We start from the raw sequence: 13,021 nt of genomic DNA on the forward strand, positions 1-13,021 counted from the left end.
GTCAACGCGTCTCCCGTGCCGGGAAACTCATGACCACGGACAATCCGGGATTGGCGGGCAAAAGATCAAGCCTGCCGTTGTGGAAAGTCATGATCGCCTTGGCGAGGCTGAGGCCCAGGCCCGAGCCCGGCTGCGAGCGGCTTTTCTCCAATCGCACGAAACGCTCGGTGACCCTCGCGCGGTCGGCATCGTCGGGAATGCCGTGACCGTTGTCGGAAACGGCGAGCTTGATCTCGCCGCCGGCGCGTTCCAGCGTGACGCGCACTTTCGGGCTCTCGGCGGCGCCGGTCGAGTATTTGATCGCGTTGTCGACGATGTTGGACAGCGCCTGGCCGATCAGCTCGCGGTTGCCGTTGATCGTGAAGGCCTCCGGCACCGTGGTTTCCAGCGCAACGCCCGCCTCCTCCGCCACCGGCTCGTAGAGCTCGACGACGTCGCTCACCGTGGCGGCGAGGTCGACCGGGCTGGTCGTCTCCGAGGAATAGCCGGCCTCCAGCCGCGAGATCATCAGGATGGCGTTGAACGTCTTGATGAGCTGGTCGGACTCCGCGATCGTGCCCTCCAGCGCCTGGCGGTAGTCGGTCGTCTTGTGCTTGCCGGCAAGTGTGGCCTCGGCGCGGTTGCGCAGCCTGGTCAACGGCGTCTTCAGGTCATGGGCGATGTTGTCGGAGACCTGCTTCAGCCCCTCGTTCAGCATCGCTATGCGGGCAAGCATCGTGTTGAGGTTTTCCGACAGGCGGTCGAATTCGTCGCCCGCGCCGGTCACCGGCAGCCGTCCGCTGAGGTCGCCGCCCATGATGCGGCGGCTTGCATCGGAGACGCTGTCGATGCGCTTCAGCGCCGCGCGCCCGACGAAGAACCAGATCAAGAGCCCGCCGAGCCCCATCATGCCCAGCGCCAGCATCAGCGAACGTCTGATGACGGCGCGGAAGCGCTCCGGCTCGCCGAGATCGCGGCCGACCAGCATGATCATCTGGTTGGGCAACCTCAGCACCAGCGCGATGGCGTTGTGGCCCTTCTCCCCCTCGGATTGCGCGCCGCCCGTACCGGTCGAAGGCGCGGTCTGGTCTCCGCTGCGCAACCGGTCGAGCTCGCCCTCGCCGAAGCGCTGGTAGGAAAAGGGCTCCGTGGTCCAGCCCTCGGTCTCGATGACCCCAGGCTCCAGACTCTGCACGTTGCCGGTCAGGATCTGGCCGTTGGCGTCGGCGATCAGATAGAGGTTGGCGCCGGGCTGGCGGGAGCGGGCCTCGACCACGCGCACCAGCACCGGCAGCCCGCCGCGCTGATAGGCATTGGCAAGGCCGAGCACCTCGTCGTTGATGGTCTCCTGGGTCTGCGCGGTCAGCATGCGCGCCGACAGCGACGTCATGTAAAGGACCAGCAACACGGCGCAGAGCGCGAAAAGCAGAAGATAAAGCGCCGAGAGCCGGGCCGCCGTCGTCCTCATGATGGCCGGCAGGGAAAGAGCCATGATCGGCTTTACCCGCCTTTCAGCATGTAGCCGGCGCCGCGGATCGTGTGCAGGATCGGCTTGTCGAAGCCTTTTTCGATCTTGCCGCGCAGGCGCGAGACGTGAACGTCGATGACGTTGGTCTGCGGATCGAAATGATAGTCCCAGACATTCTCGAGCAGCATGGTGCGCGTCACCACCTGGCCGGCATGGCGCATCAGATATTCGAGCAGGCGGAACTCGCGCGGCTGCAGCGTGATCTCGCGCCCGGCGCGCTTGACCGAATGCGACAGGCGGTCGAGCTCGAGATCACCCACGCGGTAGACGGTCTCCGACTCGCGCGCACTGGCGCGGCGGTTCAGCACCTCGACGCGGGCGAGCAGTTCGGAAAAGGCATAGGGCTTGGTCAGGTAGTCGTCACCGCCGGCGCGCAGGCCGGTGACACGGTCGTCGACCTCGCCTAGCGCCGACAGGATCAGCACCGGCGTGGTGTTGCCGCGCGAGCGGAGCGCGGCGATCACCGACAGGCCGTCGCGGCGCGGCATCAAGCGGTCGACCACCATCACGTCGTAGTCGCCGGCATCGGCCAGCGCGAAGCCGGTCTCGCCGTCGCCGGCGACATGGGCGGTGTGGCCCGCCTCGGCAAAGGCCTTCTTGAGGTAGTCCGCCGCCTCGCGATCGTCTTCCATGACGAGAATCTTCATGGAGCCGTTATACGCGATTTCAGAGGAAGATTGAGGGGCAGCCATGACTTAGCGCCTTTGCGTTCGCCAGCCGCATGTCGTGAATCCCAGACCGACACCCACTTTGTAGGCGCCATGCTTGGTAAAGCGGCAGCGGGTGATGGGAAACCCGCTGCCGCCAGGAGCGAAACACGGTGACTGACTGACGTGCTCGGCCCCATGTTTTCCCGGCGGCGGCTCGGGGGTGTTGAAACCGCCGCAAGGAAAAGTCGTTCGACTTCAAACGACGCATGATCCTTCCGAAAACCCATGCGGTTTTCGGGTCATGCGCCATCAGCCCTTGCCGACCGGCAGCGCGACGAAGCGGTTCGCATCGTCGCGGGTGATCTGCATCAGCACGGCCTTGCGGCCCGACTTGGCGGCGTCCGTCATCGCCTTGGAAACGTCGTCGGTGGTGTTCACCTCATTCGAATTGATCGAGGTGATGACGTCGCCTGGCTGGATGCCGCGGTCGGCCGCATCGCTGTCCGGGTCGACATCGGTGACCACCAGACCCTTGCCGTTCTCCGACTTGGTGACAGTGAGGCCGAGATCGGCCAGCGTGTCGGCCTTGGCGGGGGCAGCCTGCTTGTTGCTGTCTTCGTTCGATGCCTGCTTGTCGCTCGAAGGCAGCGTGCCGAGATCGACCTTGACTGTCTCGTTCCTGCCGTTGCGCCAGACGGTGACGTCGACCGACTTGCCCGGCGCATAGGCGCCGATCACGCGGGCGAGTTCCTTCGGCGAAGCAACATCCTTGCCATCCACCTGGGTGATGACGTCGCCGGCCGTGATGCCGGCCTTCTTGCCGGGACCGGCATCCTGGGCGCTAGACACCAGCGCGCCCTTTTCCGACTTCAGGCCGAGCGACTCGGCGATGTCGGAGGTGACGGGCTGGATCTCGACGCCGAGCCAGCCGCGCTGGACGGAACCGTTCTTCATCAGGTCTTCGACGACCTGCTTGGCGGTCGAGGCCGGAATGTCGAAGGCGATGCCGACGCTACCGCCAGACGGCGAGAAGATGGCGGTGTTGATGCCGATCACCTGGCCGTTGAGATTGAAGGTCGGACCACCCGAATTGCCGCGGTTGACCGAGGCGTCGATCTGGATGAAGTCGTCATAGGGGCCGGCGCCGATGTCGCGGCCGCGGGCCGAGACGATGCCTGCAGTGACGGTACCGCCGAGGCCGAACGGGTTGCCGACGGCCACCACCCAGTCGCCGATGCGGATCTTGGAGTCGTCGGCGAAGTCGACATAGGTGAACTTGCCGCCGCCATCGACCTTCAGCACGGCGAGGTCGGTGCGCGGATCGGTGCCGATCAGCTTGGCGTCGAGTTCCTTGCCGTCATTGGTGACGACGGTGAAGTCCGAGCCTTCCGAAACGACGTGGTTGTTGGTGACGAGATAGCCGTCCTCGGAAATGAAGAAGCCCGAGCCTTGGGCGACCGGGCGCGGCTCGCCATTGCCGTGGTTGCGGTGGTTGAAGCGGCGCATGCCGAACTGGCCGCCCTGATCGCCGAAGCCGCGGAATTCCTTGAAGAAGCGGCGCAGCTGCGGATTGTCCGGCAGGTTGTCGAAGCCGTCCTGATCGTCTGAGCCGTCATCGGCCGTCGGCTGGACCTTGGCCTTGACCTTGACGCTGACGACCGCCGGCGAAACGTGCTCGACCACGTCGGCGAAGCTCGGGACCTGCGGGGCCTCGACGCGCACCGCGTCAGCCAGCACGGGGGCGGTGCCGGTTGCGAGCATGGCCGCGCCGGCCGTGCCGACGACGGCCAGGGAAGCGACGGCCGCCATCAGGCGCTTGCGGGTGCGGGAATATGAATTGGGGGCAATATTCATGGATTTCGTTTCCTCTTTCGAAGGGATGCGCTCAGGCGAAGCATCCTCGGGCAAGAGGATTAGAGCGGCGCACATTACGGCGCCATTTCCGGTGCATGAAAATTTTGTAATGTGCCGGCAGCGAGGCGCACAATTCCCTTGGTTACGCCCGTCTGCTGCATTACCTTGTACACAGTTCAGCACAAGGCTTTCATTATGCCAACAAGCACCACCATGACAATTCGGGTTTCGAGCGAAACCAAACTGAAGCTTGAGCGGATCGCCAATGACACGCGCCGCAGCAAATCCTTCCTCGCGGCCGAGGCGGTTTCGGCCTACGTCGATCGCGAGCTTGAGATCATCGAAGGCATCAAGCGTGGCATGGCCGACGCAGAGGCTGGCCGTGTCGTGCCCCACGATGAAGCCATGGCGGAGATCGACGCCATAATCGAAGCGGCGGAAGCTAAGCGTGCTGGTAACGCGTGAAGCGGCACGTCAGTTGGTCGCGAGAGGCGCTTGAAGACCTCAGCCAGCAGATCGGCTTCGTCGCGCGGGATAATCCGGCAGCCGCCAGACGCCTCGCTGATCGCATTCGCGAGGCTGGCCAAAATCTTGGCGATATGGCGACCGGCCGGCCTGGCCGCGTGACAGGTACTTATGAGAAGCCCATCGGGCGCCTCCCCTACGTCATTGCCTATAGCCTGAGGCCTATCGCTGGCCGTGAGAGCGTCGTCATCCTTCGCGTCATTCACACGTCGCGGGACTGGCCGTCCGAGGAATGGCCTATTTAATCGCTAAGCATCTTGTCCAGCGCCGCCTTCTCGTCCGCCGAGAGAGCTGCCGATACCGAGTGGCGCGAACGCGCGCTGAACAGGATGAAGATGCCGCCGGCCAGAAGCAGAAGCGCCGGGGTGCCCCATAAAAGCGCGTTGCGCAGGCTGAAGCGCGGCTTCAACAGCACGAACTCGCCATAGCGCGAGACGATATAGTCCATCACCTGCTGGTCGGTGTCGCCGGCGACGAGGCGCTGGCGCACGAGGATGCGCAGGTCACGCGCCAGGTCGGCGTCGGATTCGTCGATCGACTGGTTCTGACAGACCATGCAGCGCAGGCCTTCGGAGAGCGCGCGGGCGCGGGCCTCCAGCGCCGGATCGGGCAGCACCTCGTCGGGCTTCACCGCCTGCGCCGTGCCGGCGAAGAGCAGAGCCAGCAGCAGGATCAGCGAGGCGGCCGAAAACTTCGCCTTCATGTCGGGCTCGCCGATACCGTGGCGGCAGCCGGCTTGCGGCGCCTGGCGGGCGCGCCGACGCGCAGGCGGCGGTCGAGCAGCGACATGGCGGCGCCAGCCATCATCACCAGCCCGCCGCCCCAGATCAGCGTCACCAACGGCTTCCACCACAGGCGCACGACGACGGAGCCGTCATTGCCCTCATCTCCGAGCGACAGATAAAGCTGGCTCAAGCCCAGCGTCCTGATGCCGGACTCGGTCGTCACCGTCTGCCGCACCGGATAGAAGCGCTTGGCCGAGGTGATCTGGCCATCGGCGTTGCCGTCGGCGCCAATCAGCAGGAAACAGCCGCGATCCTCGGTGAAGTTCGGGCCTTTCTGCGGGAACAGCCCTTCGAAGCGCAGCGTGTGGCCGGAAAGCTCCACCGTCTCGCCGGCGCGCATGGTGAGGATCCTCTCGGTGCCGAAGCAAAGCGTGGAGACGATGCCGAGCAGGGTGAGCCCGAGGCCGAGATGGGCCAGCGCGGTGCCGAAGACCGAGCGCGGCAGGCCGGCGAAGCGCCTCAGCATGACGGCCGGCGCCACCGAGCCGACACCCGACTTGACGGCAAGGTCGGTGAGCGCGCCGGCGACAAGCCAGACGGCGAGCCCGACGCCAAGCGCGGCGAAGACCGAGGCGCCGTCGATGAACAGGCCGGTGATCAGCATCGCCGCGAGCGCCACGGCAAAGGCCGCCATCAGGCGCTGCGAAGCGGCAAGCACGTCGCCGCGCTTCCAGGCAAGCAGCGGCCCGAAGGGCACGATGGCGAGCAGCGGCAGCATCAGCGGGCCGAAGGTCAGGTCGAAGAAGGGCGCGCCGACCGAGATCTTGCCGCCGGTGATGGCTTCGAGCGCCAGCGGATAGAGCGTGCCGACGAGCACCGTCGCGGTCGCAGTGGTGAGGAACAGATTGTTGAGGACCAGCGCGCCTTCGCGCGAGATCGGGTGGAACAGGCCGCCGGCCGTCAGCGTGGAAGCGCGCAGCGCGAACAGCGTCAGCGAGCCGCCGATGAACAGCGTCAGGATGCAGAGGATGAAGACGCCGCGCGCCGGATCGGAGGCAAAGGCATGCACCGAGGTGAGCACGCCGGAGCGGACCAGGAAGGTGCCGAGCAGCGACAGCGAGAAGGTGAGAATGGCAAGCAGCAGCGTCCAGATCTTCAGCGCCGAACGCTTTTCCATGACGATCGCGGAGTGGAGCAGCGCGGTGCCGGCAAGCCAGGGCATGAAGGACGCGTTCTCGACCGGGTCCCAGAACCAGAAGCCACCCCAGCCAAGCTCGTAATAGGCCCAATAGGAGCCCATGGCGATGCCGCCGGTCAGGAACATCCAGGCGACCAGCGTCCATGGCCGCACCCAGCGCGCCCAGGAGGCGTCGATGCGGCCTTCGATGAGAGCGGCGACCGAGAAGGAGAAGCAGATCGAGAAGCCGACATAGCCGAGATAGAGCAGCGGCGGATGGACGGCGAGGCCGAGATCCTGCAGGACGGGGTTGAGGTCGCGGCCCTCGATCGGCGCCGGGTTCAGGCGGATGAAGGGGTTCGAGGTCGCCAGGATGAACAGCAAGAAGGCGGCGCCGATCATGCCCTGCACGGCAAGCACATTGGCCTTGAGCGTCGCCGGCAGGTTGTTGCCGAAGACGGCGACGAGCGCGCCGAAAAAGGTCAGGATCAGCACCCAGAGCAGCATCGAGCCTTCGTGGTTCCCCCAGGTGCCGGTGATCTTGTAGATCATCGGCTGCAACGAGTGCGAATTCTCCCAGACGCTCGCCACCGAGAAGTCGGAGCCGGCATAGGCGGTGGCCAGCGCCGCGAAAGAGAGCGCGGTCAGCGCAAAGCCGGTCACCGCGACCGGACCGCCGACCGCCATCAGCCGCTGATTGCCGGTGCGGGCGCCGACCAGCGGCACCAGCATCTGAACCAGCGACAGCGCGAAGGCGAGGACGAGGGCGAAATGTCCGGTCTCAACCAAGTTCGTTACTCGCTCTTGCTTTCCTGCCACACGCCCTTGGCCTTCAGGCCGTCGGCGACTTCCTTCGGCATATAGCGCTCGTCATGCTTGGCCAACACGCTGTCGGCGACGAAGACGCCGTCCGGGCCGAAGGCGCCCTCGGTGATGACGCCCTGCCCCTCACGGAACAGATCGGGCAGGATGCCGGTGTAGGTGACCTTGACCGACTTCTGGGTGTCGGTAACCGAGAAGGCCACGGTTGCACCGTTGCCGCGCACGACGGTGCCGTTTTCGACAAGGCCGCCAAGGCGGATGCGCTGTCCGGGCTGGACGCTTGCCGTGGCTAGCTCGGCCGGCATGTAGAAATAGGAAGCCTTCTGGCCGAGCGCGTAGAAGGTGAGCCCGGTGGCGGCGCCGAGGAAGGCCAGCCCCGCCACGATCACCGACAATCGCTTCTGCTTGCGCGTCATCTCTTACTCCGTCGCCGTCACGCCGAGGGAGGCGGCAAAGGCGGTGAATTTCTTGGCTTGCTCGCTATCGGCGCCAAAGGCGGCGACAGCGCGGCCGAGCGCGTCGCGCGCCTGGTCGGCCTTGCCGAGCACGACATAGGAACGGATGAGCCGCATCCATCCTTCCTCATCGCGCGGATTTTGCTTCAACCTGTCGTCGAGCCCGGCGACCATGGTTTCGATCATCGCCTGCCGGTCCTGCGGCGACATCTGCTGCGCCGCCTCGACCTGATCGGCATCCGGGCCGGCGGCCGGTTTGCCGGCCGTGGCCTCGGCCGTATCGGCGAGCGCCTGCTGGACGGCGCTGCGCCAAGGCGAATCCGGCGCGAGCTGACCGAGCATCTTTTGCCAGGCAGCGTCGGCCTCTGCCTTCTTGCCTTCCTGGGCAAGCCCCATCGCCAGATAGAAATTCGCCTTGGCGTTGGCGGGATCGAGCTTCAGGGCAGCCTCGAAGGCATTTTGAGCATCGGCGGAGACGATGCCGCCGGCGGCGTTGGCGATCGCCTCGCCGAGGCCAGCCTGGCGAACCGCGCTGTCGCCATCGAGGCGGATGGCGTTGCGATAGGCCGTCACCGCGTCGGTGTAGCGCTGCAGGCGCAGATAGACCGGCGCCAGCACGTCCCAGCCCTTGCCGTCGGAGGGATTGGCGGCAAGATGCGCCTCGGCGCGGGCGATCAGCTCGTCGACCGATGAATCGGCAGGATTTTTGGCGAGCCGTTCGGCCAGCGGCTGCGACGGCAGGTCGGGTGAGCCGAGCTCGCCGTAAAGTCCCCAGCTCACCAGCGGCACCGCCAGCACGGCGACTGTGGCAACCAGCCTCGCGGCTCGCGAAGGGCGCGGCGCGTCCGTGCCCGCCTGACTGGCGGAGCCGAGACGCAGGATGCGGCGGCCGATCTCGGCGCGCGCTTCCTCGGCCTCGCCCGGCTGGATCAGGCCGCGCGCCATGTCGCGGTCAAGCTCGGAAAGCTGGTCGCGATAGACTTCGAGATCGTGATCGCCGGCGGTCGACGCGCCTTTCGTGCCGCCGGCCAGCGGCAAAAGCACGGCGAGGCTGGCGCCCAGCGTAAGGATTGCGGCTATGACCCAGAACAGCATGGCTATTCCAATAAAGGCAGAGCCCTGCCCTGCCAACACAAGCATACTGCGACGCTTTGACGGCAGACGCGCCGGCCGACCTTGATAAATATCAAATCGCGCCGGCTGTTGCCTGACTTAGGTCAGCGGCGTCCAACTGCCGTCGGCATTGCGGCAGGCCGTGCCGCGCGCGGTGACGCCCGATGCGCCAGCATACACGGTGTGCGTGTACTGGCGGCAGTCCTGGGAGCCGACCCGGTAAGGCTGGGCCGCCACGACCTCGCCATAATGGGACGAGCTATCGCCCTTCCACGTCACCTTCTGACCGCTGGCGTTGTATTCCAACGCCTTGTACTCCGCCTCGAGGCCCTTGCGTTTCTCGGCGTCGCTCAGACCCGAGCCGATCGAACCGCCGATGAGCCCGCCATTCATGGCCGCGACGATGCTGGTTGCCACCTTGCCGCCGGCCGGCGGAGTGGCGACCGGCGTGACCGGCGAGGTCGGGCCGGTCCTGCCCAGCGTGGTGCAGCCCGAAACGGCCATCAGGGCGGAAACGAGCGCAACGCGAATCTTCATGCCAGCAACCGGTTCTCTAGAGCGGGATGGACTTCTTGAACGAGATGCACCGGGAGCCGCGCCATCGGGGAGGATGGCAAGCCCATAGTGTTGATATTTGTCGGAAATTTGGCCGCAGCCAGCCGCACGCAAATCGATAAAAAACATTATTGAAGGCTCCGCAATCTCACCACCGCCCTCAAGCCGCCCATGCCGGACCGTTCCAGCGCCAGGGCGCCTCCATACTCGTTGACGAGGTCGGCGACAATGGCCAATCCCAGCCCCGTTCCCGGCTTCGTCTCGTCTAACCTCTTGCCACGTTTCAACACTTCCCGCGCGCTGTCCTCGGGAATGCCGGGGCCGTCATCCTCTATAACGATTTCAAACAGGTTGGCGCTTCCCGGAACTGCGGCGACCGAGACGGCGACGGCGCTTTTCGCCCATTTCATGGCATTGTCGAGCAGATTGCCCAGCAATTCCTCCAGATCCTCGCGCTCGCCGGCAAAGACGATCTCGGCCGGCGGCGGCGACAGCGATAGCTTCGTCTGCGGGTTGAGCTTCCGAAGCACGCGCACCATCCGTTCGACCAGCGGCGCCACCGGCGTGCGGAAGACCACGCTGTCGCGTTGGGCGGCGACGCGGGCGCGCTGCAGATAATGATCCACCTGCTTCTGCATCGAGGCGGCCTGCTCGGCGATGAGCTGGCCCCTGGCGCCGCCAAGCGCGCGGCCCTCGTTGATCAGCACGGCGAGCGGCGTCTTCAGCGAATGGGCGAGGTTGCCGACCTGGGTTCGGGAGCGCTCGACGATGCGCCTGTTGTTCTCGATCAGCGCATTGGTCTCGTTGGCCAGGGGCTCGATCTCGGCGGGGAAACGGCCGTCGAGCCGCTGCGCCGTGCCCTCGCGCACCATGGCCAGCGCATTGCGCACGCGGCGCAAGGGCTGCAGGCCAAGCAGGATGGCGATGGCGTTGATGGCGATCATGCCGACGCCGAAGAGCGAGAGATAGGTGAGCAGGCGACGCTGGAAGCTGGCGATCTCCTGTTCCAGCTCGCTGTGGTTGCCCATGACGCGAAACCGCGCGGCGCGGTTCTTGGCATCGAGCACGAACTCGCTCTCGAAGACCTCCAGTTCCTCGCCCTTGATGCCTTCGGTCGAATAGCTGCGCTGGAAATTCACGTTGAAGGGAACTTCGGCGACGCTCGGCGACAGGACCGAGGTCGTCATCGAGGAGGAATGGATCTCGCCGTGAACACCTTCGGAGGCTGGCTCAACGGACCAGTACCAGCCGGAATTCGGCTCGGAGAAGCGCAGGTCGCCAAGGTCGGGCGAGCCGGTGAGCGCGCCGCTGTCGGAAATGCCGACCGAGCCGATCAGGTTGAACAGATGCGCCGAAAGCAGGCTGTCGAAGCCGCGTTCGCTGGCCTGGCGGTAGAGCGTGGTGATGAGGGTGAAGATGACGACCAGCGTCAGGATCGCCCAGACCGTCGAAAAGGCGATGACGCGGAAGGTCAGCGAGCGCGGCCAGAGCCGCAGCCTTGAAAGCCACGTTCTCATCGTCGGCTTCAGCGGTTCCGCGTCACGCCTCCGGCTCTCGCATGCGATAGCCCATGCCACGCACGGTTTCGATCATGTCGATGCCCATCTTCTTGCGAAGCCGCCCGACAAATACCTCGATGGTGTTGGAATCGCGGTCGAAATCCTGGTCGTAGAGGTGCTCGACCAGCTCGGTGCGCGACACCACCTCGCCCATATGGTGCATCAGATAGGCAAGCAAACGGAACTCGTGCGAGGTGAGTTTCAGCGGCACGCCGTTGACATCGGCCTTGGAGGCCTTGGTGTCGAGCCTGAGCGGCCCGCAAGTAAGCTCGGACGAGGCATGGCCGGCGGCGCGGCGGATCAGCGCCCTCACCCTGGCCAGCACCTCCTCGATGTGGAACGGCTTGGTAACATAGTCGTCGGCGCCGGCGTCGATGCCGGCCACCTTGTCGCTCCAGCGGTCGCGCGCAGTCAGGATCAGCACCGGCATCTTGCGCCCGCCGCGGCGCCAGCGCTCGACGACGCTGATGCCGTCCATTTGCGGCAGGCCGATGTCGAGGACGACGGCGTCGTAAGGCTCGGTGTCGCCGAGGAAATGCCCCTCCTCGCCGTCATAGGCGCGGTCGACGACATAGCCGGCATCGACCAGCGCGTCCGCCAGCTGGCGATTCAGATCCTTGTCATCCTCGACGACGAGCACGCGCATGGGTTGAAGCCTGTTGATGGGGAAAAATATAGGCCGATTCCGCCGGCCAGGGAAACTTAAGCCTGTTAAAGGGATGGGGCCTCAGTTGAGCGGCACCACGATCTCGGAACGGCGCGGGCGCTGGCCCTCCTTGCCGGGAACCAGCACGACGATGACGCAGACCTGCTGGCCGCCGCGCGTCGACGGCGAGGCCTTGGCGAGCGTGCCGCCATTCTGCGCGGCGACCTGCTGGCCGATCGCGTAGCAGTCACCTGCAGCAAGCACGACCGGCTGCTCGACCGACGGTTCGACGACCGGCATGGCCGTCGCCTGCGACACAAAAAGGCCGGCTGCGGCAAGCGTCAGCGCCGCGGTGCGGATATGGGAGCGGAACGTTTTCATGATCACGGTTCTAACGCATGTGTGCTGAACGTGAAATGAACGGTGAACGGCCGAAAATCCATGCCCGCCACGCCCCCTGAACGCGAGACATCCAACTGCCCGAGCCCCCATCAAGCCGGACTTCGAAATTCATAGCCGGAAAATCACCGGCGCGGCTACGGTTTTCGCGTGCGCGATTGTGCTCTAGTTAGCGCCGAAAAGCTGGATGACCCGAAGCTGGACGACCATGGGAGAATGCCGTGACGAGCGAGGACCTTGCAGATCGTTACAAGGGCTATATCGCCTGCCTCAACAAACAGGACTGGAACAATCTCGGCCGCTTCGTCGGCGAAGAGATGCAATATAACGGCGAGACGATCGGGCTTTCGGGCTATCGCCGCATGCTGGAAGGCGATTTCGAGTCCATTCCCGATCTGCGTTTCAACATCGAGCTTCTGGTATCGGAGCCGCCGCGCGTGGCGGCCCGCCTGCATTTCGACTGCAGGCCCAAGGGCGTCCTGTTCGGCCTGCCGGTGAACGGCAAGCGCGTCTCCTTCGCCGAGAACGTCTTTTATGAGTTCCACGACGGGCGGATTCGCGAGGTCTGGTCGGTCATCGACAAGGCCGCCATCCAGGCCCAGCTTTAGGGTAGATCGGTGCTTCAGGCATCCTCCTGCGTCAGCGCGCGAAAGCGCAGCAGCCCGTGGTGGACCGCCAAGTCCTCGTCATAGCGCGCCTCGGCGAATTCCAGCGACAGACGGGTCTGGCCGCGCGGGCCGATGGAGAGCGCCGCACCGTCGAGGCGTGCCCTGATGCTGTCCATGATGAGACGAACCTCGGCCTCCCCTTGAGCCTTCGACCAGACATGCAGCGTGATGAGCTGATCATTGTCGTTGTCGGCGCCGGTTTCGAGGTCGAAGGCGCTGGTGCGACCGTAGGTCACGTTGGGAAAAGCGGCCTTGTCGTTGGCGCGCTCGAGCAGGCCGGCGCCGCCGAGCAGCGCCGACAGCGACGCGTCGGTCTTCAGCCGCAGGAACAAGGCCTGCATCAAATCGCCAGGCGCCGTCATCTAT

Annotated in this window: 15 protein-coding genes; 3 read left to right on the forward strand and 12 right to left on the reverse strand. The window is 65.3% G+C overall.

Annotated elements, in window-relative coordinates:
- Position 1: 1 nt before the first annotated feature.
- The 3 genes from QAZ22_RS27035 to QAZ22_RS27045 form a co-directional block, all read right to left on the reverse strand.
- Positions 2-1,471: a HAMP domain-containing sensor histidine kinase gene (locus QAZ22_RS27035; RefSeq protein ID WP_278203828.1), complete on the reverse strand. Its 1,470-nt coding sequence runs from the start codon at positions 1,469-1,471 to the stop codon at positions 2-4.
- A gap of 8 nt (positions 1,472-1,479) precedes the next feature.
- Positions 1,480-2,154 carry a response regulator transcription factor gene (locus QAZ22_RS27040; RefSeq protein ID WP_278203829.1) on the reverse strand — a complete coding sequence of 225 codons (675 nt, stop codon included), beginning with the start codon at positions 2,152-2,154 and terminating at the stop codon, positions 1,480-1,482.
- A 312-nt stretch (positions 2,155-2,466) separates the two neighbouring features.
- A complete protein-coding gene (locus tag QAZ22_RS27045) occupies positions 2,467-4,011 on the reverse strand; it encodes a Do family serine endopeptidase (protein ID WP_278203830.1) in 1,545 nt (514 codons plus the stop codon).
- Between the two features lie 195 nt (positions 4,012-4,206).
- Between QAZ22_RS27045 and QAZ22_RS27050 the strand changes: the two genes are divergently transcribed.
- Both QAZ22_RS27050 and QAZ22_RS27055 read left to right on the forward strand, forming a co-directional pair.
- Positions 4,207-4,476 carry a CopG family ribbon-helix-helix protein gene (locus tag QAZ22_RS27050; RefSeq protein ID WP_278203831.1) on the forward strand — a complete coding sequence of 90 codons (270 nt, stop codon included), beginning with the start codon at positions 4,207-4,209 and terminating at the stop codon, positions 4,474-4,476.
- On the forward strand, positions 4,473-4,781 hold the full coding sequence (locus QAZ22_RS27055; RefSeq protein WP_278203832.1) for a type II toxin-antitoxin system RelE/ParE family toxin: 309 nt from the start codon (positions 4,473-4,475) through the stop codon (positions 4,779-4,781). Before QAZ22_RS27050 ends, QAZ22_RS27055 begins: the two co-directional genes overlap by 4 nt.
- Here QAZ22_RS27055 and QAZ22_RS27060 read toward each other — a convergent pair.
- The 8 genes from QAZ22_RS27060 to QAZ22_RS27095 form a co-directional block, all read right to left on the reverse strand.
- Positions 4,778-5,239 carry a cytochrome c-type biogenesis protein gene (locus tag QAZ22_RS27060; protein WP_278203834.1) on the reverse strand — a complete coding sequence of 154 codons (462 nt, stop codon included), beginning with the start codon at positions 5,237-5,239 and terminating at the stop codon, positions 4,778-4,780. The two genes, QAZ22_RS27055 and QAZ22_RS27060, sit on opposite strands and share 4 nt — an antisense overlap.
- A complete protein-coding gene (locus QAZ22_RS27065; RefSeq protein ID WP_278203835.1) occupies positions 5,236-7,227 on the reverse strand; it encodes a heme lyase CcmF/NrfE family subunit in 1,992 nt (663 codons plus the stop codon). The genes QAZ22_RS27060 and QAZ22_RS27065 overlap by 4 nt, the downstream gene beginning before the upstream one ends.
- A gap of 5 nt (positions 7,228-7,232) precedes the next feature.
- Positions 7,233-7,676 (reverse strand): cytochrome c maturation protein CcmE, encoded by a 444-nt coding sequence (gene ccmE, locus QAZ22_RS27070; protein WP_278073079.1) that lies wholly within the window; start codon positions 7,674-7,676, stop codon positions 7,233-7,235.
- Positions 7,677-7,679: 3 nt separating this feature from the next.
- A complete protein-coding gene (gene ccmI / locus QAZ22_RS27075) occupies positions 7,680-8,810 on the reverse strand; it encodes a c-type cytochrome biogenesis protein CcmI (protein WP_278203836.1) in 1,131 nt (376 codons plus the stop codon).
- 117 nt (positions 8,811-8,927) lie between these two features.
- On the reverse strand, positions 8,928-9,365 hold the full coding sequence (locus QAZ22_RS27080; RefSeq protein ID WP_278203837.1) for a hypothetical protein: 438 nt from the start codon (positions 9,363-9,365) through the stop codon (positions 8,928-8,930).
- Positions 9,366-9,511: 146 nt separating this feature from the next.
- The gene (locus QAZ22_RS27085; protein WP_278203838.1) at positions 9,512-10,900 is read right to left on the reverse strand and encodes an ATP-binding protein; all 1,389 of its coding nucleotides are present in this window, start codon (positions 10,898-10,900) and stop codon (positions 9,512-9,514) included.
- Between the two features lie 22 nt (positions 10,901-10,922).
- Positions 10,923-11,588 carry a response regulator transcription factor gene (locus QAZ22_RS27090; protein WP_041002188.1) on the reverse strand — a complete coding sequence of 222 codons (666 nt, stop codon included), beginning with the start codon at positions 11,586-11,588 and terminating at the stop codon, positions 10,923-10,925.
- Positions 11,589-11,669: 81 nt separating this feature from the next.
- A complete protein-coding gene (locus QAZ22_RS27095) occupies positions 11,670-11,969 on the reverse strand; it encodes a hypothetical protein (RefSeq protein WP_278203840.1) in 300 nt (99 codons plus the stop codon).
- Between the two features lie 239 nt (positions 11,970-12,208).
- Here QAZ22_RS27095 and QAZ22_RS27100 point away from each other — a divergent pair, with 239 nt between their 5' ends.
- Positions 12,209-12,595, forward strand: coding sequence for an ester cyclase (locus tag QAZ22_RS27100; RefSeq protein ID WP_278203841.1), 387 nt, complete (start codon positions 12,209-12,211; stop codon positions 12,593-12,595).
- A gap of 14 nt (positions 12,596-12,609) precedes the next feature.
- Here the strand turns inward: QAZ22_RS27100 and QAZ22_RS27105 are convergent, their stop codons facing one another.
- Positions 12,610-13,017, reverse strand: coding sequence for a DUF3168 domain-containing protein (locus QAZ22_RS27105; RefSeq protein WP_278203842.1), 408 nt, complete (start codon positions 13,015-13,017; stop codon positions 12,610-12,612).
- Positions 13,018-13,021: the final 4 nt, after the last annotated feature.

The organism is Mesorhizobium sp. WSM4906, assembly GCF_029674625.1.
Lineage (GTDB): Bacteria > Pseudomonadota > Alphaproteobacteria > Rhizobiales > Rhizobiaceae > Mesorhizobium.

What these genes read in the sequence shown, in the direction of transcription:
- QAZ22_RS27035 (WP_278203828.1), bottom strand. Translation starts at nt 1,471, where the DNA reads ATGGCTCTTTCCCTGCCGGCCATCATGAGGACGACGGCGGCCCGGCTC.
- QAZ22_RS27040 (WP_278203829.1), bottom strand. Translation starts at nt 2,154, where the DNA reads ATGAAGATTCTCGTCATGGAAGACGATCGCGAGGCGGCGGACTACCTC.
- QAZ22_RS27045 (WP_278203830.1), bottom strand. Translation starts at nt 4,011, where the DNA reads ATGAATATTGCCCCCAATTCATATTCCCGCACCCGCAAGCGCCTGATG.
- QAZ22_RS27050 (WP_278203831.1), top strand. Translation starts at nt 4,207, where the DNA reads ATGCCAACAAGCACCACCATGACAATTCGGGTTTCGAGCGAAACCAAA.
- QAZ22_RS27060 (WP_278203834.1), bottom strand. Translation starts at nt 5,239, where the DNA reads ATGAAGGCGAAGTTTTCGGCCGCCTCGCTGATCCTGCTGCTGGCTCTG.
- ccmE (WP_278073079.1), bottom strand. Translation starts at nt 7,676, where the DNA reads ATGACGCGCAAGCAGAAGCGATTGTCGGTGATCGTGGCGGGGCTGGCC.
- ccmI (WP_278203836.1), bottom strand. Translation starts at nt 8,810, where the DNA reads ATGCTGTTCTGGGTCATAGCCGCAATCCTTACGCTGGGCGCCAGCCTC.
- QAZ22_RS27080 (WP_278203837.1), bottom strand. Translation starts at nt 9,365, where the DNA reads ATGAAGATTCGCGTTGCGCTCGTTTCCGCCCTGATGGCCGTTTCGGGC.
- QAZ22_RS27085 (WP_278203838.1), bottom strand. Translation starts at nt 10,900, where the DNA reads ATGAGAACGTGGCTTTCAAGGCTGCGGCTCTGGCCGCGCTCGCTGACC.
- QAZ22_RS27090 (WP_041002188.1), bottom strand. Translation starts at nt 11,588, where the DNA reads ATGCGCGTGCTCGTCGTCGAGGATGACAAGGATCTGAATCGCCAGCTG.
- QAZ22_RS27095 (WP_278203840.1), bottom strand. Translation starts at nt 11,969, where the DNA reads ATGAAAACGTTCCGCTCCCATATCCGCACCGCGGCGCTGACGCTTGCC.
- QAZ22_RS27105 (WP_278203842.1), bottom strand. Translation starts at nt 13,017, where the DNA reads ATGACGGCGCCTGGCGATTTGATGCAGGCCTTGTTCCTGCGGCTGAAG.